Annotated in this window: 18 protein-coding genes and 1 pseudogene; 12 read left to right on the forward strand and 7 right to left on the reverse strand. The window is 47.2% G+C overall.

What is annotated here, in order from left to right; genetic code table 11:
• The 4 genes and pseudogenes from OXN25_09910 to OXN25_09925 form a co-directional block, all read right to left on the reverse strand.
• On the reverse strand, window positions 1–1,189 hold a 1,189-nt coding region (locus OXN25_09910), incomplete at its 3' end, for a tetratricopeptide repeat protein (GenBank protein MDE0425172.1).
• Window positions 1,189–1,686 (reverse strand): annotated as a pseudogene (locus OXN25_09915) (DNA helicase). The gene OXN25_09910 and the pseudogene OXN25_09915, both read right to left, overlap by 1 nt.
• Before the next feature lie 56 nt (window positions 1,687–1,742).
• A complete protein-coding gene (locus tag OXN25_09920; protein MDE0425173.1) occupies window positions 1,743–1,925 on the reverse strand; it encodes a hypothetical protein in 183 nt (60 codons plus the stop codon).
• A 114-nt stretch (window positions 1,926–2,039) separates the two neighbouring features.
• Complete coding sequence (locus tag OXN25_09925) at window positions 2,040–3,194, reverse strand: tetratricopeptide repeat protein (protein ID MDE0425174.1); 1,155 nt, start codon at window positions 3,192–3,194, stop codon at window positions 2,040–2,042.
• Window positions 3,195–3,549: 355 nt separating this feature from the next.
• Between OXN25_09925 and OXN25_09930 the strand changes: the two genes are divergently transcribed.
• The 6 genes from OXN25_09930 to OXN25_09955 all read left to right on the forward strand — a co-directional run bounded on the left by OXN25_09930 (window position 3,550) and on the right by OXN25_09955 (window position 12,247).
• Window positions 3,550–4,575 carry a DUF368 domain-containing protein gene (locus OXN25_09930; GenBank protein MDE0425175.1) on the forward strand — a complete coding sequence of 342 codons (1,026 nt, stop codon included), beginning with the start codon at window positions 3,550–3,552 and terminating at the stop codon, window positions 4,573–4,575.
• Between the two features lie 36 nt (window positions 4,576–4,611).
• A complete protein-coding gene (locus OXN25_09935; protein ID MDE0425176.1) occupies window positions 4,612–5,496 on the forward strand; it encodes an NAD(+)/NADH kinase in 885 nt (294 codons plus the stop codon).
• 66 nt (window positions 5,497–5,562) lie between these two features.
• Entirely contained in the window at window positions 5,563–7,281 is a 1,719-nt protein-coding gene (recN, locus tag OXN25_09940; GenBank protein ID MDE0425177.1) for a DNA repair protein RecN, read from the forward strand.
• 133 nt (window positions 7,282–7,414) lie between these two features.
• Window positions 7,415–10,996 (forward strand): thiamine pyrophosphate-dependent enzyme, encoded by a 3,582-nt coding sequence (locus tag OXN25_09945; GenBank protein ID MDE0425178.1) that lies wholly within the window; start codon window positions 7,415–7,417, stop codon window positions 10,994–10,996.
• A gap of 21 nt (window positions 10,997–11,017) precedes the next feature.
• Window positions 11,018–11,884 (forward strand): shikimate dehydrogenase, encoded by an 867-nt coding sequence (locus OXN25_09950; protein MDE0425179.1) that lies wholly within the window; start codon window positions 11,018–11,020, stop codon window positions 11,882–11,884.
• 69 nt (window positions 11,885–11,953) lie between these two features.
• Window positions 11,954–12,247 (forward strand): cell division protein ZapA, encoded by a 294-nt coding sequence (locus OXN25_09955; GenBank protein MDE0425180.1) that lies wholly within the window; start codon window positions 11,954–11,956, stop codon window positions 12,245–12,247.
• 70 nt (window positions 12,248–12,317) lie between these two features.
• Here the strand turns inward: OXN25_09955 and OXN25_09960 are convergent, their stop codons facing one another.
• Window positions 12,318–13,670 carry a M48 family metallopeptidase gene (locus tag OXN25_09960; GenBank protein MDE0425181.1) on the reverse strand — a complete coding sequence of 451 codons (1,353 nt, stop codon included), beginning with the start codon at window positions 13,668–13,670 and terminating at the stop codon, window positions 12,318–12,320.
• 482 nt (window positions 13,671–14,152) lie between these two features.
• Here OXN25_09960 and OXN25_09965 point away from each other — a divergent pair, with 482 nt between their 5' ends.
• From OXN25_09965 to OXN25_09980, 4 genes are all read left to right on the forward strand, one after another.
• Window positions 14,153–15,037: an OmpA family protein gene (locus OXN25_09965; GenBank protein MDE0425182.1), complete on the forward strand. Its 885-nt coding sequence runs from the start codon at window positions 14,153–14,155 to the stop codon at window positions 15,035–15,037.
• 152 nt (window positions 15,038–15,189) lie between these two features.
• The gene (locus OXN25_09970; protein ID MDE0425183.1) at window positions 15,190–15,873 is read left to right on the forward strand and encodes a hypothetical protein; all 684 of its coding nucleotides are present in this window, start codon (window positions 15,190–15,192) and stop codon (window positions 15,871–15,873) included.
• Between the two features lie 23 nt (window positions 15,874–15,896).
• Complete coding sequence (locus OXN25_09975; GenBank protein MDE0425184.1) at window positions 15,897–17,321, forward strand: O-antigen ligase family protein; 1,425 nt, start codon at window positions 15,897–15,899, stop codon at window positions 17,319–17,321.
• Window positions 17,322–17,433: 112 nt separating this feature from the next.
• Window positions 17,434–18,792, forward strand: a complete 1,359-nt coding sequence (locus OXN25_09980) for a sulfatase (GenBank protein MDE0425185.1) — start codon at window positions 17,434–17,436, stop codon at window positions 18,790–18,792.
• A 106-nt stretch (window positions 18,793–18,898) separates the two neighbouring features.
• Here OXN25_09980 and OXN25_09985 read toward each other — a convergent pair whose 3' ends face one another.
• Window positions 18,899–19,903, reverse strand: a complete 1,005-nt coding sequence (locus OXN25_09985; protein ID MDE0425186.1) for a zinc-binding alcohol dehydrogenase — start codon at window positions 19,901–19,903, stop codon at window positions 18,899–18,901.
• A 129-nt stretch (window positions 19,904–20,032) separates the two neighbouring features.
• On the opposite strand from OXN25_09985, the gene OXN25_09990 reads away from it, so the two are divergent.
• Entirely contained in the window at window positions 20,033–20,914 is an 882-nt protein-coding gene (locus OXN25_09990) for a phytanoyl-CoA dioxygenase family protein (protein ID MDE0425187.1), read from the forward strand.
• A 101-nt stretch (window positions 20,915–21,015) separates the two neighbouring features.
• Window positions 21,016–21,231, forward strand: a complete 216-nt coding sequence (locus OXN25_09995; GenBank protein ID MDE0425188.1) for a DUF433 domain-containing protein — start codon at window positions 21,016–21,018, stop codon at window positions 21,229–21,231.
• A gap of 7 nt (window positions 21,232–21,238) precedes the next feature.
• Here OXN25_09995 and OXN25_10000 read toward each other — a convergent pair whose 3' ends face one another.
• The gene (locus OXN25_10000) at window positions 21,239–22,846 is read right to left on the reverse strand and encodes an AAA-like domain-containing protein (protein ID MDE0425189.1); all 1,608 of its coding nucleotides are present in this window, start codon (window positions 22,844–22,846) and stop codon (window positions 21,239–21,241) included.
• Window positions 22,847–22,941 lie beyond the last annotated feature (95 nt).

A 22,941-nucleotide genomic window follows, 5' to 3' on the forward strand; every position in this document is an offset into this window, starting at 1 on the left:
CGCGATTATTGTAGAATTGTGCATCGTTCGGTTCTAATCGGATTGCTTCGTCAAAGTCCTCAAGTGCAGCCTCGTGATTGCCAGACTTCCTGTTTGCAATCCCCCGGCTATTATAGGCACCAGCATCATCTGGTTTCAACTCAATTGCCTTATTAAAATCCTCAAGTGCAGCCTCATAGTTGCCAGAATCTCCGTTTGTAATCCCGCGATTATTGTAGAATTGTGCATCGTTCGGTTCTAATCGGATTGCTTCGTCAAAATCTGCAATCGCATCTTGATAGTTCTTGAGGAGTAACTTTACAGTTCCGCGGGTATTGTAAGCTCGAGTAAAATCAGGTTTCAGTCGGATCGCCTCGTCACAGTCAGCAAGGGCATCTTGATACCTTTCAAGATCCTGTTTTACCAGAGCACGAGTATTGTAAGTCTCGACATAATCAGGTTTCAGTCGGATCGCCTCGTCACAGTCAGCAAGCGCGTTATGATAATTCTTAAGCATGAGCTTAGCCCCACCTCTACCATTGTAAATTTCAGCGGAATCCGGTTTCAAATTAAGTGCCTTGTCTAAGGCAGCGAGTGCCTCCTGTCCTATACCTTCATTAATATAGAGAAAACCTACTGATGCCCAGGCTCGAAATGCCCAGGCTTTATCGTGTCCTTCTGCTATGTTAGCAATGGAACGCCATTTCTCAATTGCCTCTTCAATTTTTTCGCTCCGTTGCAATGCATAAGCGTCAGCAATAGCTTTTTCTACAAGAGTGGCTTTAGGATTCCGCTCAATTGCTTTAATGTACTCCTCGACCTCACTGGCATTCTCTGGTTTGCTTACTTCTTCACTCGTCAATTCCGGAGGGGGTTTGGATCGCGTCTTACTACCGAAAACAAAAACAAGGACCGCAATAAGGATACTGAGGGACATGTCCAATCTGATTATAGGATCGAAATGGATACCAAATATACGGATACCAGTAGATGGGCTTTCCCCTATTGTATCATTTGGAGTTTGTGTTTGCTGAGTAGCGGGATCACGCGGCGTTTGGGTTGATGCTTGTTCTTTTGATGTGTCATTTGGAGTTTGCGTTTGCTGGGTTGCAGATCCCGTTGAATCCTGCGCAGACAATATCATCAACTCTCCGGCACACATCACACCTAATACCAATACAACCGCCATAATCCCAATTTTCCTACACATTATGATTCCTCCTTGTTAATGTCTAATCCCGACAACTTTTCAACAATCCCCACCGTCTCCAAACTCACACTGATAACCTTCCGAATCAAATCCACGATATACGTCTCATCATCTGCGCGGTTCGGGTCGTTCACGATGCCACTCCGTCTATCTGTCTTCACACGATACTGATCTACCACCCACTCTAACGCTGCGCGGTTCCCTAACCGATACTGAAACGCCTCGGCAGGGATACCCGCCAAGGTCAAGAAATCGTTGTATTTTATCTGTGTTTTGTCTTTAGAGAATTTCATCTGCTCCACACGCCAATCCAGTGGCATATCCGGTGTTTCGCTCAGGTCTAACTTATACGGAGGCTGGTCTTCATAGTGGACATGGATATGTGCTAAGCGTTTCCCCGCCTCGACAAACTTCCAGAAGTCTTTAGCAAACGGAATGTGGGGCAAGTCCCGCTTGAGGTTCATCTGATACCGTTCCCGATACGAAGGGTGATGCAGGGCGGTAAACCGAAGTCGTTATCCGTAAGCATACCATCGACGTAAATTGTAGTATGCTAAGGTGTTCGGAGGGGTTTTTCACAGATAAGCGTTAGATTGTTTTGACGAGCGTAGTGTTGGAGGAGCGTTGCGAAGGCGAGTCGGATTTCGGTTTCATTTGTTGCACCGAGATTTTCGTATTGTTTGAGTTCTGCGTAAAAGGTTTTGATCGGCTTATGCGTTGGTTTGATGTCTCGCACTCCTGTGTTGCCCTCCTAATGTATACATTTATGTGAAGTATTATAGACCCGTTCGCGGTAGATTTCAAGTGAAATTAGCTGCATAGATGAAGGCAATTCAGTTTTCCGGCGATGTCACGATTGATCGGTTAGCAACCAGGGTTTCAAAGCTTCTATTTCGTGTTCGTCTGCTAATTCCAACGCTGTTTCGCAATCCGTTTTTGCCTCATTGACCTGCCCCAGATCGCTTCTTAAGATTCCTCGGTTAGCGTAAGCGAGCGCGTAATCTGGCTTTATCTGAATCGCCTCATTGTAGTCAGAGAGGGCTTCCTGAGCGTCGGTGTACTGTTCGTATTTTCTTTTTAAACTGCCTCTATCGTAATATGCTTCGGCGTAATCAGGTTTGAGCCGAATTGCTTCAGTATAGTCGTTGATCGCTGCTTCCCCTTGACCGATTAAACTTCTGACACTGCCGCGACCGATGTACGCCTCAGTATAATCAGGTTTCAGCCGAATTGCTTCGTCAAAGTCAGCAAGTGCGTCCTGATGTTCTCCAAGGGCACTTTTCGCCACACCGCGATTGTTATACGCTTCTGCATAGTTTGGGTTGAGTAGAATCGCTACATCAAAGTCGGCAAGTGCGCCCCGATGTTCTCCAAGGGCATTTTTCGCCATACCGCGATTGTTATACGCTTCCGCCAAATCGGGCTTCAACGCAATTGCCTTGTCTAAGGCTGAAAGTCCATCCTCTCCCTTACCTTCTGCGACATATAGATAACCCACCGAAACCAAGGCTTGGGCAGCGAGATTCTTATCGTTATCTTCCAGGACATTGGCGATAGAGTCCCATTTTTCAATTGCGCCAGCAATATCACCACTCCGTTGTAAAGCATAGGCATCAACTATAGCCCGATCTATGTGATGGGCATTCGGGTTTCGCTTGACTGCTTCTATGCTATCATTAACCTTATTGTCGTTTTCAGATTTACTTACGTCTTCGCTGGTGAGTTCTGGTGTCGTGTTAGATCGTGCTCTACGCGCGAAAATAAACGCAAGGATAGCAGCTAAAAGGAACAGGCATGTATCAAGACTAATCACAGGCTTGACGGCAATGAAACCGAATAAGGAGATACCACTGGAGGCATCCGCATTATTTGTGTCATTGGATACTTGCGTTCTTTGGGTTGTAGATTCCGATGGGGTTTTATTTGACAGTAGTACCAACGTCACCACAAACGTCAAACCCAACACCAGCAGGACAGTTACCATAATCCCAATTTTCATTTGCATCCTAATACCTCCTTACCAATTTCGGATGCCGATAGACCCCTTAATTTCTGTAATTATTATTATTTATGTTTTTCCATGAAAAATCGTATCATAATTTGCCTTGCAAGCCAAATTAAATCTGCAAGACTATTCAGTTTTCCAATAATTTCATTCTTTTGCGCAATCCTCCTTCTGTTGTAGAACGGTTCATAATCCCGATAAATGCGATGTGCATTCAGACAACTGAAAATTAAACGCCTCTGGTAGACAGGCGCATTTTTCTTGACAATTTTTACGGAACTTTGATATACTTATGTGTATCACTTGAAAAGGTGCTGTAGGCAGGCTATTGATTCTAACTGGTAACTATAAAAATATGAATTCACTCCGGTTTTTTATTAACGGGTTTTTGATAGGCATCGCCAACATCATTCCCGGCATGAGCGGCGGAACGCTCGCACTTGTTTTAGGTATCTATGAGCGGCTCATTGGAGCCTTACGAAACATCGGACTTTCAACAGTAAAAAACTTACTCGGCGTGGTAAGGTTAAAAAAGGATGCCTTCGCAGCAGCAGAAACAGAACTGCATCGTATTGACTTCGGTTTTCTCGCACTGTTAGGCACTGGCGCGATAGCGTCAATCCTGCTCACATCGAAGCTGATTGTCTATCTGCTGAACGACCATCATGATCCAACTTACGGCTTCTTTAGTGGACTCATTTTAACATCTATTCTGGTCCCGGCACGAATGCTAAAACGATGTGGGGTGAGAGAATTACTTGTGTTACTGGTTGCTGTCGTGCTTGTGCTAAGTCTGTCTGTCGGTACGAGTGAAAAGCAGTTAGAGCGGGTCGCCTATAAATCTGGAAGTGAGATTGCGGTGGATACCAATGTCCAGCGAACCGCTTTTCCGACCTATTGGGACTTTGGGATCTTTTTTGGAAGCGGGGCATTGGCTATTTCGGCGATGATTCTGCCCGGCATCAGCGGCTCCTTTCTGATGATTGCTCTCGGTGTCTACTTTCGGCTCTTAACCGCAATAAACACCTTAATAGAAGGCGTTCCGAAATTGCTCAACGGGGTTTTCGACGAGGTGATGTTAGCGAGTTTACTGATAATCGGAGTTACCACAATCGGGTGTCTGTTCGGGCTGCTCGCTTTTACACGATTACTTAACTACCTCTTGGAACGCTATCGCAACTTGACAATTGCCTTTCTTATCGGATTAATGGTGGGATCGCTTTATGGATTATGGCCCTTTCGTAAGTTCGCAATGGCTGATGGGGAACGGATAGACACGGCTCATATTCTCCCTCAGCTGGATGTGAACCTGCTTATCACGACAGGGGCTTTTCTCGTCGGTTGTGGTGTGATTTTTCTCTTTACCCGTTTGGAGAATTAGAGGAATAGCGAACCGCGAACCGCGATTAGCCATTAAATGAAAAAGATAAAAAGCGTCGGTTTTTTCGTCAATACAACCAAAGCGAATGCGGCAAGTGTCGTTGAAGGCGTATACACGTGGCTTGAGACGCGCGGGATTATACCCCTCCTGCCAGACGAACAGGCATCGGCGTTGGGGCGAACCAGCGATACACCAATCTCCAGAACCGAAGTCGTACAACAAGCCGATGTGATGCTCGTCCTTGGTGGAGATGGTACGCTCCTAAGCGCAGCACATACACCGAAGATTGAAAATGTTCCAATCCTTGCGATCAATATTGGAACGCTCGGGTTTCTGACGGATGCGTCGCTTGATGAACTCTATCCAACTTTGGAAAGTCTTTTGACCGGGGATTATCGTATAGAACATCGGATGATGTTGGAGGTTGTTGTCGACAGCCAAGGGTTTCCAGAACCATTTCGGGCTTTCGCGCTCAACGATGTTGTTATTCGGCATTACACGCGTCTCATCGAGTTGGATGCGTATATTGATGGTGAGCTCTTTATTCCGTATAATGCTGACGGCTTAATTATCGCAACGCCAAGTGGGTCAACGGGATATTCGCTCTCTTGCGCAGGCACTATTGTCGAGCCGCAATTGGAAGCAATCCTTTTGACACCTATCGCACCGCACAGTTTGACAGTGCGTCCGTTCATTGCCCATGGTGAGGCGGAGATCACCGTCAAAATGCGCGCTGCATATCAGAGCGTTGATGTTTTTGTCGATGGACAGCGTGAGACACACAGCCTCACTGCAGGGGCAGTCATAAAAGTAGAAAAAGCAGAACGTACAATTCAACTCATCCGTTCTCAGCATCATAGTTATTACAAAGCCTTACGTGAAAAACTAATGTTAGGTGAAAGTGTCAGAAATGTTAGGTAAAGGGTCAGATGTCCTTAGAGGAATGGTTATCAGCGTTTAGTTAACCGATAACCGTATACCGTCGAAATGATAGAAACACTCTCTATCCGCAACATTGCACTCATAGACGAACTTGACTTGGAACTCGCACCTGGGCTAAATATTTTTACCGGTGAGACGGGTGCTGGTAAATCCGTTATTCTCAGATCAATTGGACTGGTCTTAGGTGAGAGGGTCTCTGCCGATATTGTACGCGAAGGTACCGATTTCGCAAAAGTAGAAGCAGGGGTCGCACCTCACGCGCAGCATCCAATGTGGCACACAGATTTCGCTTTTAGCGATGTTTTGGACCCGTCAGATGCCACAATTCTCTCCAGAAGGATTAGTGCCGCCGGTAGAAGCCGTTGTCATGTTAATGGACGGTTGGTGAACTTGAGCCAGCTTCAAGCGATTGGGGCTTTGCTCGTTGATATCCACGGCCAACATGAACATCAATCCTTGTTTAGAACACAAACCCATCTCAGGCTTTTAGATGATTTCGGGGGATGTAGTGAGGCGAGACAGCATATTAGCAAGGTTCATGCCCACTTACAAGCCTTACAACAAGAAGCAGCCGACCTGACACAAACTTTGCGGGCATCAGAACGGGAAAAAGACCTCCTTGAATTTGAGATTAAAGAACTCGACGCAGCGAGTCTTGAGGAGGGTGAAGACGAAGAATTGGCCGCTGAAGCCCGTATACTTAGCAATGCCGAAGAATTGGCTAACGCTGCCAGCCGCCTGTATGCCTTACTGGATAGTGATACTTCTAATAGCAGCAACGCATCGGTGCTCGAACGACTCAAAGATGGCGCAAAGACGCTTGCGAAATTGTCCGAGTTAGATAACAGCCTCTCGGAAGTCCAAGAACGCTTGGAAACATCCCTCTACGAACTCGAAGATGTCGCCTTACACGTCCGCCAATATAGGGATACCGTGGAATACAATCCTATGCGCTTGGACGAGGTTACCGACCGTTTGGCACTGATCTCGAAACTCAAACGGCGTTACGGCAATACGATCGCTGAGATATTAGCCTACCACGCCGAAGCAGCGCAGAAATTGCAGACGTTAGAACTCGGTTCAGAAAAGCAAAAATCACTTCAGGTAGAAATCGACAAAACCGTTCAAGAGGCGCGACATCTGTGTCGTTCGCTTTCTGTGAAACGTCAGCACGTTGCCAAGCAGCTTTCAAAGCAGATTGAGAAGGAATTGCGAACGCTCGGCATGGACAAGGCAGAATTTCAAGCATCTGTCCAGCACATAGCCGACGAACGGGGGCCATTTCAGATAGACGGTAAGCACTACGCCTTCCGCTCTCACGGAATGGATGATGTCGAGTTCTTAATCGCACCGAATGTCGGTTCTGAGGCGCGTCCGATTTCCAAAATTGCATCAGGCGGCGAAATCTCACGCATTATGCTCGCTTTGAAGACGGTATTGGTGCAAGTAGATGAAATCCCAACGCTTCTTTTCGATGAAATTGATAGCGGAATTGGTGGCAAAGTGGCGAACGTGGTCGGTAGGAAGTTGAAGGAGCTTTCTGAATTCGCACAGGTAATCTGTATTACCCACCTCCCTCAGATTGCTCGTTTCGCAGACAGACATTTCCGCGTAGAAAAGAAGGTCGTTGATGGAGAACGCACACTGATTACAGCAAAATCCCTGACACCGGAGGAACAGATTAACGAAATTGCCCGAATGCATGGAGGTGAAGAGACTGAGATTGGACTTGCCCATGCACGTGAATTATTGTTTGAAAAATAGGGGGGAGCCGTCAGCGGTCAGCACTGTCGCGCAAGTCCACACGCGACTTGCGTAGCGGTTAGCAAGAGGAGACGACTTCATCAGAGAACTCTATACTGAGGGCTGAAAGCCGACAGCCGACAGCCGTAAAAAAATGGATGAAAGGTTTACACAAGCCAGTGCTGCACATGTTTATACGGGTTGCGAATTGTTAGTCAAAGGGGCTTTGGAGAGCGGGGTTAGCCTCCTTACAGGCTATCCCGGTTCCCCACTTGCTGAAGTGTTTGACGTTATTGAGCGGAATGCTGAATTGTTGAAGACCAATGGCATTGTTGCCCAGATAGCCAACAACGAGGCATTGAGTATCGCTCGACTCAACGGTTCGCAAATGGCAGACCTTCGCGCAATCACGTTTATGAAAAGCGTCGGTTTACATGTTGCTTCCGATGCGCTTGCAATTAGCAATCTCGCTGGCACAACCGGGGGGGCTGTCGTTGTTATCGGTGATGATACTTGGTCGCACAGTACCCAGGTCCCAGCGGATTCTCGGTTTTTGGTGCGGCATGTCTACACCCCCCTGCTTGAACCCGGCACATTTCAGGAACTTAAAGACTGGATTGATTGCGCCTTCCAAATTTCCGCTGCTGCAAATCTCTATGTCTGCTATCTAACAACTGAGAATCAAGCGAGTGGTGGCGGTAACGTTGAACTGCGTCCTAACATTTACCCCGATATTAGCGATTTAAAGCGAATTAATCTTGATACGCAACTCATTGATGCTGATAAGCGGGTCGTCTTACCACCCCATACCGCTCGAATTGAGGTCGAAACGTTACGAGAAAGGTTGCCTGCCGCGCTTGAGACCGCACGCGCTTTAGAACTCAACAAGATCCAGTTTCTTGAGAAGGCTTCAACTACAAAGAGACACCCTCTCGGATTTGTCAGCGCAGGCTTGGCGTATAGCTGCCTCCTCCACGCACTTGAAGAGTTGAACCTGCATGGCGATATCCCAATCCTCAAGCTCGGTATGACCCACCCGATTGATTCGGACATCGTCCGGGAATTTGCCGAGCAGGTAGACGAAATTTATGTTGTTGAAGAGAAACGTCCGCTCTTAGAAAACGAAATCAAAGCACTTCTCACGCAAATGTATCAAGGTGGCGACATCAAACGGTACGTAAATGTCTGGGGCAAGCAATTCCCTAACGGTTTGGCGGGTGTGCCGGTAGCCTCTGGCTTGGATGCCTCTATTCTCATTCAGAAACTTATTCCACTTCTTAGAGACCGTCTCGGTACAGCAGACACAACTATTGATACTGAGCACTTTGCACGTGAAGAAGCACTCCAAAAACAGGTCTCCGAACAACAGATTGATATTCCGCAACGCACGCCTACCTTCTGTCCAGGCTGTCCACATCGCGACTCTTCAAGCGTTTTTCTTGAAATCACAGATCAATTTATGGATCCCGATTACATGAAAAAATATCACGGTTCGGGACCGGTGGATCTTGTCTTTCACGGTGATATCGGTTGTTATTCTATGCTCAAATATGAACCCTTTCCGAGGTTGATGCACAATCTCTCTGCGATGGCATTAGGGGGCGGTGCTGGTGCCGGGATTGATCCATTTATTCAAAACAAACAGATCGTTTTCATGGGGGATTCGACCTTTTTTCACGGCGGTATGTCAGCGATTTCGGATTCAATTAAAAACGACCAAGACATCGCCTACATCATTTTAGACAACCAGACAACGGCAATGACGGGGCATCAACCGACACCCGCTGATGAACGTGATCTGCTTGGTAATCCCACCTTCGCACAAGACATTGAGCAAGTCGCACAAGGACTCGCTGGCGACTCTGGGATAGAAATTGTCCGCACTAACCCTGAAGATCGGGTCAACTATAAAAAATACCTTGAAAAAACCATTCTCAAATCCGGTGTCAAAATTGTCATTGCTGATAAGGAGTGCGCAATCACCTATCATCGCCGGGTACGCCGAGAGCAACGAAAAACTATAGTCAAGGACGGTTTCCTTAAATACGAAAAACATATCAATATTACCCCTGAAGTCTGCGAATTTTGTCGGGAATGCACAACTGCTACAGGGTGTCCGGGTTTGAAAATTATTGATACCGATTACGGTGAGAAAATTGCGATTGATCGCTCGAATTGTGTCTCCGATGGGGCATGCGCGCGGATTAAATATGCCTGTCCAGCCTTTGAAGAGGTTATCGTCACACGGAAACGTCCGCCTCAAGAGACGGATGTAGCATCTGGTTATCGCGGGCTTTTGAGTGATGACCCTTTACCTCCACCGCCTCCACTGAATTTTGAGAGAAATTGGAACATCTACGCCGCAGGGGTCGGTGGTATGGGTATTGGCACGATTTCTAAGGTCCTCGTCGTTGCGGGATATCTCCAAGGCTACGACGTGACATTTTGCGACAGGAAAGGCTTAGCGATTCGCAATGGAGGTGTCTATACTCATATCGCGTATACGCGGTCCGACGTTCACGCCTCACCGATGATTCCGTATGGCAAGGCGGATCTTCTATTAGGACTCGACATTTTGGAAGCCGTTCGTGGCATTACTGCCAATTCCCTTTTCCGTATCGCATCGCCATCACGCACCGCTGCCGTGGTAAATACAGCCAAAACTGAAACTATATCCACGCTTATCGGCAAGGACCATTTTGATCCAGAGACACTTGAAGATGACCTTCAGGCGTATACCAATACCGACGCGTATTTCGGCATAGATCTCTTTGCGGTTTCTGAACAATTGTTTGGGAGTAAATTATATGCTAACATGATGCTCCTCGGTACTGCCTTCCAACGCCAGTTGATACCCCTTGAATTGGGACCTTTGCAACTTGCACTCAAGCAAATGGTTCCGCATGCCGATTTGGATACTAACATGAGAGCGTTTACCGTCGGACGTCGTCTTGCCTTGGAATCATCTGAATCTTCTGTTAACGCACCGTCAATAAAGACGTTAGTAACTTATAATGAGATGCTTGAAGCAAAACAGCGGATCTTGGCGCGGAAATGGCGCGGGAAGCGTTTAGCGCGGGAATACGTGACCCTCGTCGAGAATGTAGTGAAAACATTGGACATCAGCTCGGAGAGCGTCAACCGAATGTTGGCACTCTATATCTACGACCTCGTTCAGTTTGCGGATATCGACTACGCACGTAGATATGTTGAGAAGATTAAGCAGGTTTACGCATACGATACGGCTGATTACGACTATCGCGCCACAAAAGCCGCGATCAGGTACCTGCACAAAGTCATGCTGATTAAAGATGAAGTTTACGTCGCACACCTCTTGACGAGCGAAGAGAAATTGCAGCGTGACAAGGAATTGTATAAGGTTGATACCGCGAACGGTGATAGAATTCAGTATATTCATCTCAACCGGCCTCATTTCACTGTGATGGGACTTGACATCGAAGGAGATATTGATACACGAAATTGGCAATTAAACCTGATGAGACGTATGAAATTTCTCAGGCGATGGCTGCCGCAGTGGCACGCAAAGGAGAAAGCGTTCCGGGAGTGGTATATCACCCGTGTGATTGACACTTTTGCACCCAACGGTGAAGAGGCTTATGAAAAGCATCTCCAAGCATTGGAATGTGCTGAAGAGGTCCGCGGTTATCGGGGGATCCGTTACCCCAAAATGGAAACGGCGAAACAGACAGTTGAGGACTTACTTGCACACAAATAGTTTTCGGAGAAGCGCACTACAATGCAGACACGATCCATGCTGACAGTGACAGGACACACTCGCGTTGTTGGCGTTATCGGTGATCCGATTGAACACAGCCGTTCACCGCAAATGCAGAATGCCGCCTTTGCGAAAGCGGGTCTTGATTATGTCTATGTGCCCTTTCATGTCCGACCGGATGATTTGGCGCAGGCGATCGCAGGATTCAAGGCACTTAACGTCGTTGGCATTAACGTGACACTCCCACATAAACAGGCTGTTATTCCATATCTTACATCGATTTCAAGGGAAGCCGAGCTTATCGGAGCTGTCAATACACTCACTTTTCTTGAGGATGGGATACACGGTGATAATACGGACGCACCGGGTGTTTTAAGAGCTTTAGAAGAGGACGGAAACCTGTCTATACCCGTCGGTGAAAATGTCGTCGTCTTGGGGGCAGGGGGCGCAGCAAGAGCCATTGTCGTTGCATTCGCCCTTGCAGGCGTTGCATCTATAACAATTGCCAATCGCACAACCGAGAAGGCTATCGCATTAGCAGAAGAAATGCAGCAAAAAACAGGTGTGTCGATGCATGGGATGGGACTTACAGATGCGCGGGTGGCGGATGCTGTTCGCCAAAGCACGCTTCTTGTCAATACTGCTACGGCGAGTATGGATCTGACACAACCACTGCTGATTTCTGTTGACTGGCTTCAACCGCATGCTATCGTTTACGACATTGTCTATACACCGCCGGTGACGCCTCTCATGAGGGCAGCCGCTGAACACGGATGTCAAACGCTTGGTGGCATCGGAATGCTAATTCATCAAGGGGCTATCGCTTTTGAAAAATGGACGGGTGTTCCCCCCTGTACCCAGACGATGCAACAAGCACTTTCTATATAGGTGTTGTAGCGCAATCTGAGAATCTCATACAGTTCACTAAGAAATACGAAAGGGGTCAATAACAACATAATGCAAGAGCAAGAACACGACTTTAAGCCGATTCGATTTGTCATACTCGGAACGCCCTATACCATCAAGCCAACTGAAGACCTAACCTCCGACAATATCAACGAACTTGTTGAATATGTCAAAAGTTTGGTTGAATCTTATCTCAGAAAGGGCTTTGACGAACAAAGGGTTCCACTGCTTGTTGCGTTCCATATTGCTGATGAAAAACGTCGCCTTCAAGAAAAATATGAATTGCCATTGTACCGGATAGTCGAAAGGCTACAGTTTGCAATTGAAAAGGAAGCACCACAGTAACTCTCCACAGAAGCTCTCGATTAAAGTGTTTGTTCAGGGCAGAAGGATGCTCTTAATTGGCATGCTTATCTTAGCGGAGCAATAGTACCGCAAGCACACAGAATATCGGGAGTAAGACAATCAGAATTTTAACTTCAATTAGGTAGTTTTTGTAACGTTGAATCTGCGAACTGCGGGCGATCCACTGATTGATGAAGCCAATTCGCCGATGGATGGATGGATGGGTGTTGAACATTTCAAATAACCGCCGAATTGATTTCGGTGCTGAATTCAGTACTGCCAGTTTCATTAATGCCGTTTTGAAGGCTTCCGGTTTTTCTGTGAGCCTGACCGCATACAGATCCGCTTGATGTTCACAGCGTCTTGACAAATATCGGAATATTAACACGAAATAGGTAATCAGAAAAGTCATTGAGCAGAGCGTTGGCAAAATTTGTGATTCCCCAAAATGTATCACCAGCGGTTCTTCAACAAGGACATAAAAGAACGGATAACTCAACAGGTAGAAGAGTGAAAAGAGCATATAAGTTTGAATGTGTTTGTAACGAATATGGCCAAGTTCGTGCGCGACAACGGTCTCAATTTCGTCATCTGTAAAGTATTCCAGGAGCGCATCTGTCAAAAAAATACGCCGATTCCACGGGAGGGTCCCCGCAACAGCTGCATTTGCTATCAACAGTGAACCCGTCTGCCAGACCATAATATCTTTATGTTTTGCCCCGCTCTGTTTTGTTAACTGTTCTAACCGGGTCTTTAGTCCTGAATTTGGAGCCAACGGTTCTGTTTTCCACAGAAACTGCATTAGTAACGGCACAAGGATATACGCCGAGACAATCACTGGTAGGATGAGTCCGATTAAAATGTATGGATGTTCAACGATGAACACCTTCGCCGAGTATGGGAGCCAATGAAGTGCGTCTATTGTTATGAGGTAAATGAACATCGGCAGCAGTGGGAAAAGTAGAAACTTAAATTGAAGACTCAGGACTTCTCGGTAGTGTCCCGGTTGGAGTTGATTTACTTGGTAAAACGCAAGCCGAATGCAAATTAACCCGACCAAAAGCGGAAACAATGCAAGCATCTGACGCAAATTTTCCATCGGAAAAAATGCGAAATATTTATCAATCAATACCGGCAGATTCAATAGATATAGGTTGCACAGATAACCCGCTAAGCTGAGGCATTCAAAGGCAATCATATAGCGGCGCAGCCGATGGAGTTTCGGTAGGTTTTCCTCTTTATGGGCAGGAAAAGTTCGCGCAACATACGCTGTCACGAAATACGCTATAAGAATAGGGTAGCCCGTCAACACAATTGTCCAAAGGACCACCTGCATATCACTGATGTTCATCCGTGTTTCCGGTGGTTCAAAGTGAAAAAGGGAGATGAGCCCGGCGATTAAAATGATACTTATCTGTCCCATTCTGTCAACGACCTTCCTTACTGTATTATGGGAAATAGACGCAGCGTGTTTACGAAGCGTAACTACCGAAGAGGGCTTCCAGACCAAGATTTTCTGTGCCCATAGGTGACAAAATTTTACTCTATCCTGCATCAAAAATCAAGCCTCTTTTTACGCTTAACCTTGGCTTTCTGTTAAGCGTGAAAAAACTTTTGACTTTTTTTTAGAAAAGGTGGTATAATTTATATTAAAAGTGCCTGTCGGGGAGAATTGCTTGCGGGTGTCTTACATTGTGAGTTCGGAGTGCAGTTTCGGGCATTGAAAACTTTTGTCTGTGTAGGAAAGGGGATTGTCCTGTCCATATACGCACATTCAGGCGGAATTTGAGCAGAATTCCAAGATACTGTGAAAATTGATTTTTGGGCTTAACTTGAACGCCTGCTTCTTAGATATCAGCTGGCGAACAACGCTCTAAATTGTTGTAAATAACTTAGGAGGAATCCATGATAAGTAGAACCGCTTTCACGATTATCGCTCTTTTGGGAGTTGCACTTATTGTTAGTAGCTGCGGGAAGCTGGACCAAGAAGAGTTTGAAATGTGGAAGAATGAACATGTCTCACAGATGGAACAAGCTGATGCTGACATTACAAACAAAGTCACTATGTTAGAGGCAAAAGTTGATCAGCAGGCGAAAGATACTGAGGATACAATCGCTGCCGCAAAGAATGAGGCGATTGCCGCATCTCAGCAAGGTGATGCCGACACTATCGCTGCTGCAAATCAAGCCTCAATGGAACAGGACGCACAACTCCGCGCCGACTTGACCAAGGCTATTGATATGCAAGGGCAAAAAGCGATGGAATTTGCCCAAGGTGAAGACGCAAAACTGCAACAGCGACTTGACGCACACGATACAGCTGATGCAGCCCAGGACGATGCGATTAAAAAGCTTGAATCCGAAGTAATGTCCTTGAAAGAAGGACTTGCTATGGTAGAAGCAGAGGTCGCCGCGAAACCTACGCTTGTGGCGACTGTCCGTTTTGGGAGTGGACAAACCCGTTTATCCACGGAAGGCCAAGAAATGCTTAACGGTGTTGTTGAGCAACTCAAGGCAGATTCGGATGCAAAAATCATGGTCGTTGGACATGCGGATGGCACGCCGGTCTTACGGGGCAGCTATAGAAGCAATTGGGATCTCTCTCAAGCCCGCGCCAACTCAGCTGCAAAATACCTTGAATCCAAAGGAATTGATACCAGCAGAATTGAGGCAATTGGTAAAGCACATACCGATCCCATCGCACCCCAGAACACTTCCGCTGGCAGAGCGATGAATCGCAGAGTCGAAGTCATTCTGGTTCCAGCTGGTGCGCTTGACCAGCCATTCTAAACTTTCTCCTTCGGTTGAAGTCATTCTGGTTGTTTGGAGCCAATGACGTAGCCTAATTTTTTCTTATCAACGTGGGGCGGGGCCCGTGCCCGCCCACCGTTTCTGTATCGCTTTCCTCTACTGATATACTTCAGATAAGGGCTTTGTCGTTTATGCGTTTGGCACTTGCTTGTCTTTTGCTATTCCTTTTGCTTCATTGCGTAACCCTCGCGGAGACTACTGATGTCACTCCATTACGACCGTCACCCGTCCGAGCGTTTTTAGCCGAATACCTCCAATCTCCATCGTTTCAACTCTCACTGTTCTCCTACAAGCCTCAATTGGGCGGACTCACGGACCTCCTCCAGAGCGTCGGCGTCGAACAGGTTCCCAGTGCACTGCTCCCTATGTTTTCAGTCGTATTTGAACATACACCGGAGTTAAACTCACGTTTTGAGTTCGGTTATTGGCAGATGCAACTTGACATTCCACCGCCAATCTCAGTGGAACTCTCCACTACTCTCATTCCGGCTTCCTACCAGTTTATCTATCGTCCAGTGCTTCTATCTGAATTTATTCCGATCTATGTCGGCGGCGGGGTCGGTTTCTTGGGAGCAAGTTTTAGTGGGAGCGCACTCGATCTACTTGAACAACAGGGCATTAGTTTTGATGACGGTTCTTCTGGTCCAACCGGATATGTTCTCATCGGAGCGGAACTGTTTCAATGGGAACAGAACTTCTCACTCAACTTTGAATTGAAACGGATACTGAAAACAATAGAGACGACCGGCACTACACCGCTCAATCTAATTTTGGATGGCACCGCAATCGGTCTGGGCATTGAAATGCGGTTTTAGTTGTCCGCGTTCAGTGGATATCCTTGAAGTATGGCAAACGAATTATCCCACTTGTTGTCTGTCTGGTATTCGGCGGTATTATTGGCGGCTACTCAGAGACCCCACTCCCGCTCCTGAGTTTATTGGCTGCAACGGCTGTCTTTATTTTTCTGGGCATGGAGATCGCCGTCTATTTGCTGCTAATTGCTCTACCCTTTTCGTTCCGCTATATTGTCCCGGGTAGTTTTGAGATTCAAACACCGACAGAGCCGCTGTTAGGCATGCTCGTTGCCGTTTATGGTGTTCAAAAGATAGTTAACCGCGCCCTTCAGAAGCCGAAGTCCGAAAACAAGTTTCCTTTTTGCCGGCCGCTCTGCTGCTACATCCTCGTTACATTCCTTTCCGCAATCAATACACCAGATCTTTTTGTTACCCTTAAAGGCGCGTTCCGTGCGGTTGTTTACATGCTATTTAGTGTGATAGTGTATGCCGTTATCCAAAACAGAACTGCACTGAAACGGCTTTTTATTGCTATCTTTCCGTCTGCAGCCGTTGCCGTTATCTGGACAGTTGTTGTCCTCATCTACCATATTGATGCTTGGCAGTGGACGAGTGCATATCGGAGCGCACCCTTTACGAACTACTCCGTTTACGGCTCTTTCACCGCCATCTTTTTTCTCATCTGTCTCAGTCGCCTTCTCTTTGACGATGGTACCTACGATAAAGTGCTCTGGACGGCGTGGTTCGTCTGTTTTAGTGTTGGACTCCTTTTATGTTTTTCACGTGGTGTCTGGCTTTCCGTGGTCGTAGCAGTTGGATTTATGCTGATGCAACTCGGAAGAGGCGTTACGCATAAAAAGATTCTGTTTATCGGTGCCGCATGTCTTATCTTATTCGTCTGTCTGAATCTACCGGGAGTCTATAACATTATTATTGAGAGAATTACATCTGCAGTGGACATCTCTTATGCTTCAAACCGAGCACGGCTCTTGCGATGGGGACAGGCAGCAGTGATGTTCCTTGAAAACCCGATTTTGGGGAAGGGCTATGGCGCGTTTGCGATGCTTTACGAGGAAGATGTCGCACTCGTTGGGAGTTACACGGCACAGTATCAACTCGGCGCACACAGTGAATATCTTCAAGTTCTGGCGGAATTAGGGATTGTCGGGTTAGGCGTGTGGATATGGCTTAATGTTGCGTTCTTACGCTACGGCTTTCGTGCCCTCCGAAGGTTAGAAGACGGCTTTTACCGCGCTGTCGTTATTGGACTGATGGCCGCTGAACTGTCATTGATGGTGCATTTTACTGTGAACAATCTCCTGAACGGCGACGCTATTGGTGTGCCTTTTTGGGGAATTTATGGGCTATTACCGGCTGTCGTGCAAATGGCTGATCGCGAAAAGAGGCTTCATATTGACGCGCAAGGGGCAGCTAAATTGTCAACATTGGAAACCGAAAACACGCTATAATTAGCAATTAGCAGTTAGTTAATGGTTAATGGTTAAGAGGGGTCGGTTGTTACGAGACTCCTCTTAACTAACAATCAATAATCAATAACCAATAACCAATAGAGGCATAAATATGAACATTATTCACATTATTTCAGACACATTTCGACGCGACAATCTTGCGATTTTTGGCGGTAAAGGATACACGCCATCCCTAAATGCCCTCGCGGAGAAATGTGTCGTTTTTGATAAAGCGTACGTTTGTGGCTTTCCGACTGTCCCGATACGAGGTGAACTCGTGACAGGGCAAGTCAGCATCTGTCGAAGAGGGTGGGAACCGCTCAAACGAGATGTTCCTGTCATCGCTGATGACTTAACGAAAGCTGGTATTGTGAGTATGATGATTGCCGATACACCGCATCATATCAACAACGGCTTCTTTTACAATCGTGGGTTTACAGGATGGAAGTGGATTCGCGGGCAAGAAGGCGACTGTTTAGAGACACAGCCCTACGATTATGAATCGAAGGAAGCACTGCAGTATCGCACGTATACCCGAACACATCCAAATAGGTTACCTGGCGGTCTCGGCAATCATCTCAGGAATATCTCCTTTCGACAGACCGAAGCAGATACTTTCGTTGCGAAGACTATGCAAACGGCTTGCGACTGGTTGGAGCGTAATCACCAACATGAAAACTTCTACCTCATGGTAGACACCTTCGATCCACACGAACCGTGGGATGCTCCAGAATGGTATCTGAGGCGTTTCGATTCAAGTGACTACGATGGACCAGAACCGATCTATCCGCCTTACGGTCCCAATCCTATGAACGAACGTGAGACGGAACGTCTCAACGCTCTCTATCGCGCCGAAGCCTCGCTGGTTGACAATTGGATTGGGCAGCTCCTACGAAAGATTGACTACATGGGTTTGATGGAAAATACAATGATAATTTTCATGGCAGACCACGGCTTCCTATTGGGTGAACACGGGCTGCTCGCAAAGAATCTGAGTATGTATGAAGAGGTCATCCATATCCCGCTTCTGGTTTATCACCCGGATGCAGCACCACGCCATACGGAGGCACTCACGAGTATCGCCGATATTCCTGCGACTGTTGTTGACTTGTTCGGTGCAGCAGGCGGCGCGCAAGTGGAAGGCAATAGTCTCCTCCCTGCTATCATGGGCGACACCGATACGGGGCGTGAATATGCAGTGACGCACGGTGCTTGGGTCGGCGGATGGAGTCCTGATGGGGGGAGTCCACATGGGAGCATTACTGATGGCACTTGGTCTCTGCTTTTAGAGAATCAGGGCGGCCCGAAGTCTTTGTTCCATTTGCCCTCTGATCCGGAACAGGAGCAGAATCGATTTGAATCGGATACAGGGGAAGCGCGTCGGCTCTACCAAGCGTTTTTGGAGTTCTTAGCACAACACGGCGCACCTGAAGCGATGGTAGCGGAATTTCAGAGTCGGTGGCTCGAATAATCGTTGTTAAAATACGCCACCCCTTGTAGGCGAGGTTTCTAACCTCGCCTTTTTCTCTTCAAATCTCTGCCATGTAGTTGGGATCTCCGAAGCCCGACTTCTGATGCTACGTCCAATCCATAATTACGCCTAAGTATTCATCTTTCCTATCTGTCAACCCATCGTAAGCAGACTGGGCATCTTCAGGGTCGATGACGTGTGTCAGTAACTCTTCTACCTTGAATTTACCTTCACACATCAGTGAATACGCCAAGTGCGAGTTGCGTTCAAGCGAGTGTTTCGATTCGCCTGTGTGCATCGTCGGATAGACCCACTCGTGCGCGCTTTTGAGCGTAATCGCTCCTAAACTGGCGCGATGACTGTAGTTCAAGATATCCGTAGCATTCGTTACATACTCGCCGCGCGGCGAACCGAGCAGTATAACTTCACCTTTTCTGCCAGTCAATTGGTAAGCCGTTTCGACGAGCCGTGGATTTCCGATCGCTTCAACCGTGACAGCCGTTTTTTCACCGTTTGTCAGCGCAATGACGCGTTCCAGGGCATCTTCTTCATCAGGGTTAATCAGATGTTGAATGCCGCACTGTCGAGCGATTTCGAGGCGGCGTGGCACGCGTTCAATACTGATAACCTTCATACCTGCCAAATTGAAGAGTTGGGATGCAGAGTTACCAACTAACCCCAAGCCAATAATCGCGACAGTATCCCCAAATTCAGCAGATGATACCCGCAGAGAGGTCATCGCTACCGTTGCCATTCGGACAAAGGGAACCAATTTCTCATCTATATCCAGAGGTGATTTAAATGCCAGAAGCACTGACTCTGTTTTAGCAATGGAGGCGTGTGGACCGTAACAGAAGGCGAGATCCCCCTCAACACATTTTGTCACATTTTCACCGACTTTAAGGACTTCACCGATTGCCGTGTAACCAGAACCGTGTGGAAAACGCGTCCCCTCTTGAAGTCCAGTGTATCCTGCGCCTTCGGTGCCGGGGCTAATCAGGCTATAGTGCGTTTTCAGTAAGATTTGGTTCGGTGTAAGCGTCTCATCAAGTTCAAAATCCTCCAGCGTTGCCGAACGTTTCGCTGGCATCACAATCCGTTTGCCTTTCATTTCATAATACTCCTTATTGATTTTCTTCAACATGCATGGTATCATATACGCACAACTTTTTATAGTGGATAATATGAAATAGAGACGAATTTAGTTTACAAGTCTTATGAAAATGGAGATATTTTCCTTATGAAACTCACGCCAGAGCAGTGTGAAACTTTTTGGACGCAAGGTGTCCTAATAGTCAAAAATGCGTTGACTGACGAAGACCTGCAACCCGTGATTGACGAGATTTCGGATTGGATTTCCGAACGCGCCCTCGCCTTGAAAGAAGAAGGCGAAATCGAAGACCTTTATGGAGACGAACCCTTTGATCGCCGATTTGCAAAATTGTTGGCACAATCCGGTGAGATGGCCCACGGGATGGATATCATGCACTACCGCGGTAAGGCAATCTTTGAATTCTTGAGAAACGACAACTTATTGGATGTTATTGAAGGGATTGTTGGACCTGAGATTACCTGTAATCCAATTCAGCATGTACGGGCAAAACCACCCGTTATAGACGGAAATGCAAGTTGGGCAGGTGGGGTGCCGTGGCATCAGGATGCCGGGGTTATGATGCCGGAAGCTGAAGGGTCAAATATCGTCACATGCTGGCTTCCGTTAGGCGATAGTACCGTAGAGATGGGATGTCTACAGGCATTGCCCGGAATTACCGAGGAGAAAGGCTATCTCCGTCATCAGAAAGAGGGTGGGACGATGATTGTTCCAGACTTGATGCCGGATGTCGAACCGCTTATGCTGGAGTGTTATCGGGGCGACCTCATCTTGTTGAGCCGTTTCACACCGCATCGTTCTCAACCCAATACGTCTGATAGGTGCCGCTGGTCGTTAGATTTGCGCTATCAACCCACTGGCGTGCATACCGGACGCACAGCGCATCCCGATTTTATCGTCCGCAGCCGAGAGAACCCCGGATCTGTCCTTTCTGAACATCAAGCGTGGTGTGATCTATGGGTAGATGCTTTTGAGAATCCGCGTGGCTACGCAGGACATCGATCGGAATAACGGCTTTCTATACGCGACTCGCGACGGTAAAAATGTAACCGACACGAACTTTGACATGGGATTGTAATAACCGATAATATAGGCAGGAAGAGAAGTGAGTTATGGAGAAAGAACGAATTGTCTCCCAAGATCCACACGTGATGCACGGCACCTTAGTTTTTGCTGGCACTCGCGTGCCAGTTGAAAGCCTAATTCAGCACCTTGTTGCAGGCGACTCGCTTGATGTATTTCTTGACGATTTCCCGACAGTCTCACATGAGCAAGTTGTGGCTTACTTACAGATGACTCTGGAGTTTGCTAATGCGCGTGTTGTTTGATGAACATCTATCTGTGTGAAGGGACTTCTTGAATGACAGGGATGACATAACTCCGAATTGTTAAGTTGTCAAAGTAATCGGTTTCTACGCGGGGTTCCGGTTCTTTCCGGTGATCAAAAACGATATAGTATCCCTCTTGCACGTTTTCTATTTTGAGATACGCGGCGAGTTGCTTTTTCCCAGCCTGATACCGAGTATCGCCTCGCCAAATCTTGGTTTCGACGATGTATTTTCGCTGGTTGTGGGTGATAAGGAGATCCATCTTCCCGCGCCCAGTTGGTACTTCAAATGACATGATGCCGCCCACTGTCTGGACAAACGAATCCAAATACGTCAGGAGCAGGTGCCTTCCGACGTATTCTTGCGGGGTTTCAGGGACTTGCAGAATCCTAAAACCTGCGCGGGTAATAAAATCCCGGAAGTTATCTAAGAGCGGTTCCATCTCAATCTGTCCTGCAGGGGTGAGATAATTGAGAAATCCGTTGATGTTTTCTTCTGCAAAGTAGTCTCGTTCCAAGCCGTTCACCGCGGGCGTAAATGCCTGCATGATATGATGCAGATAAATCGGATTAAGAATTTCACACCTTCCGTCAGGTCCTTCTCCGATAACGCCATAGGTTGCGAGTTCGCTGATGAGTTCATCGTGTAAATTAAAGCGTATGCCTTCCTCATACGTCATAATCTCCATGAGTATTCTTTCAAAGTGTCGGTTTTTGCGGATGTTCGTTGTTAGATGATCAATGTTGGTGTTTCGTTCACGAAGGAGTCGGGCGTGTGCCGCTGCAAAATGCTCCATCGTTACCGGCTCGGTTTTGGGAATGTCTAATTCCTCTGTGAGTATCTGCGCGAATCGATTGACGAGGAAGGGTTGGCCCGCAGTTTGTTTATGGAGGCTTTCAATAACCTCTGGCGCGAAGGCTTGCCCGATTTCATCAGTGTACTGCACGAGAAGTTCTTGCACATGCGCCAGCGTGAAATTGGACAGATGGAACTCATCTTGGATATTGAAGGGCGAGATGGATCGGTCGTAACTCAGTTGTGTGATGCTTTTAACCCCGATGATACCGATACTGTGGGGACATCGGGGCTTACCCGGCAGGTAGATGTGGCGGAGTGAATGCAGAAAACCTTTTACTGCAGCTCCGGGAATGCCATCAAACTCATCTATGACAAGGACAACCTTCTGATTGTCAAGAAAATCAGCGAGGCGTTCAAAGAACTCCCTCATTTCAACGTGATCGGTTATCCTTGCGTTCTCTAAAAATTGGTTTAGCGTCTCAGTCGGCGTACTTCCGCGTTTTCGGAAAACACCTTCAATTTCTTTGCGAATTTCTCTATAAAAGGAGGCATAAAAAGCAGAAGGAGCAAAGTCTTCATACTCTTCAAAATTCAGTCGGATTGGGAAGTAGGTGGGTTCTACAATTTCTGTAGTGGCGGTTGCGAGTGTGTCCAGGGCGCATTGAAAAAAGGTCGTTTTTCCCGACTGGCGAGGTGCAAAAAGAACGATATATCGTCCCTCTTTGACGCGGTTGCTGAAATCTGCAGTTTCTTCGGTACGGCTGACAATGTAATTCTCTTGTGCATTGACGGGGCCTCGGGTTCCAAAATTTCTCATCTTTTCGCCCTCTTGTTCAGTACCTATGCAATTTTCTTATCAGTCAAGATGAACCGCACGCCACTGGTGGTGTGTCAAACCTCGCCTACCCCCCT

This window comes from Candidatus Poribacteria bacterium (assembly GCA_028820845.1).
Classification (GTDB): Bacteria; Poribacteria; WGA-4E; order WGA-4E; family WGA-3G; genus WGA-3G.

What these genes read in the sequence shown, in the direction of transcription:
- OXN25_09985 (MDE0425186.1), bottom strand. Translation starts at nt 19,903, where the DNA reads ATGAAAGGCAAACGGATTGTGATGCCAGCGAAACGTTCGGCAACGCTG.
- OXN25_09925 (MDE0425174.1), bottom strand. Translation starts at nt 3,194, where the DNA reads ATGCAAATGAAAATTGGGATTATGGTAACTGTCCTGCTGGTGTTGGGT.
- OXN25_09995 (MDE0425188.1), top strand. Translation starts at nt 21,016, where the DNA reads ATGGAGAAAGAACGAATTGTCTCCCAAGATCCACACGTGATGCACGGC.
- OXN25_09970 (MDE0425183.1), top strand. Translation starts at nt 15,190, where the DNA reads ATGCGTTTGGCACTTGCTTGTCTTTTGCTATTCCTTTTGCTTCATTGC.
- OXN25_09965 (MDE0425182.1), top strand. Translation starts at nt 14,153, where the DNA reads ATGATAAGTAGAACCGCTTTCACGATTATCGCTCTTTTGGGAGTTGCA.
- OXN25_09990 (MDE0425187.1), top strand. Translation starts at nt 20,033, where the DNA reads ATGAAACTCACGCCAGAGCAGTGTGAAACTTTTTGGACGCAAGGTGTC.
- recN (MDE0425177.1), top strand. Translation starts at nt 5,563, where the DNA reads ATGATAGAAACACTCTCTATCCGCAACATTGCACTCATAGACGAACTT.
- OXN25_09930 (MDE0425175.1), top strand. Translation starts at nt 3,550, where the DNA reads ATGAATTCACTCCGGTTTTTTATTAACGGGTTTTTGATAGGCATCGCC.
- OXN25_09935 (MDE0425176.1), top strand. Translation starts at nt 4,612, where the DNA reads ATGAAAAAGATAAAAAGCGTCGGTTTTTTCGTCAATACAACCAAAGCG.
- OXN25_09960 (MDE0425181.1), bottom strand. Translation starts at nt 13,670, where the DNA reads ATGGGACAGATAAGTATCATTTTAATCGCCGGGCTCATCTCCCTTTTT.
- OXN25_09945 (MDE0425178.1), top strand. Translation starts at nt 7,415, where the DNA reads ATGGATGAAAGGTTTACACAAGCCAGTGCTGCACATGTTTATACGGGT.
- OXN25_09950 (MDE0425179.1), top strand. Translation starts at nt 11,018, where the DNA reads ATGCAGACACGATCCATGCTGACAGTGACAGGACACACTCGCGTTGTT.
- OXN25_10000 (MDE0425189.1), bottom strand. Translation starts at nt 22,846, where the DNA reads ATGAGAAATTTTGGAACCCGAGGCCCCGTCAATGCACAAGAGAATTAC.
- OXN25_09955 (MDE0425180.1), top strand. Translation starts at nt 11,954, where the DNA reads ATGCAAGAGCAAGAACACGACTTTAAGCCGATTCGATTTGTCATACTC.
- OXN25_09980 (MDE0425185.1), top strand. Translation starts at nt 17,434, where the DNA reads ATGAACATTATTCACATTATTTCAGACACATTTCGACGCGACAATCTT.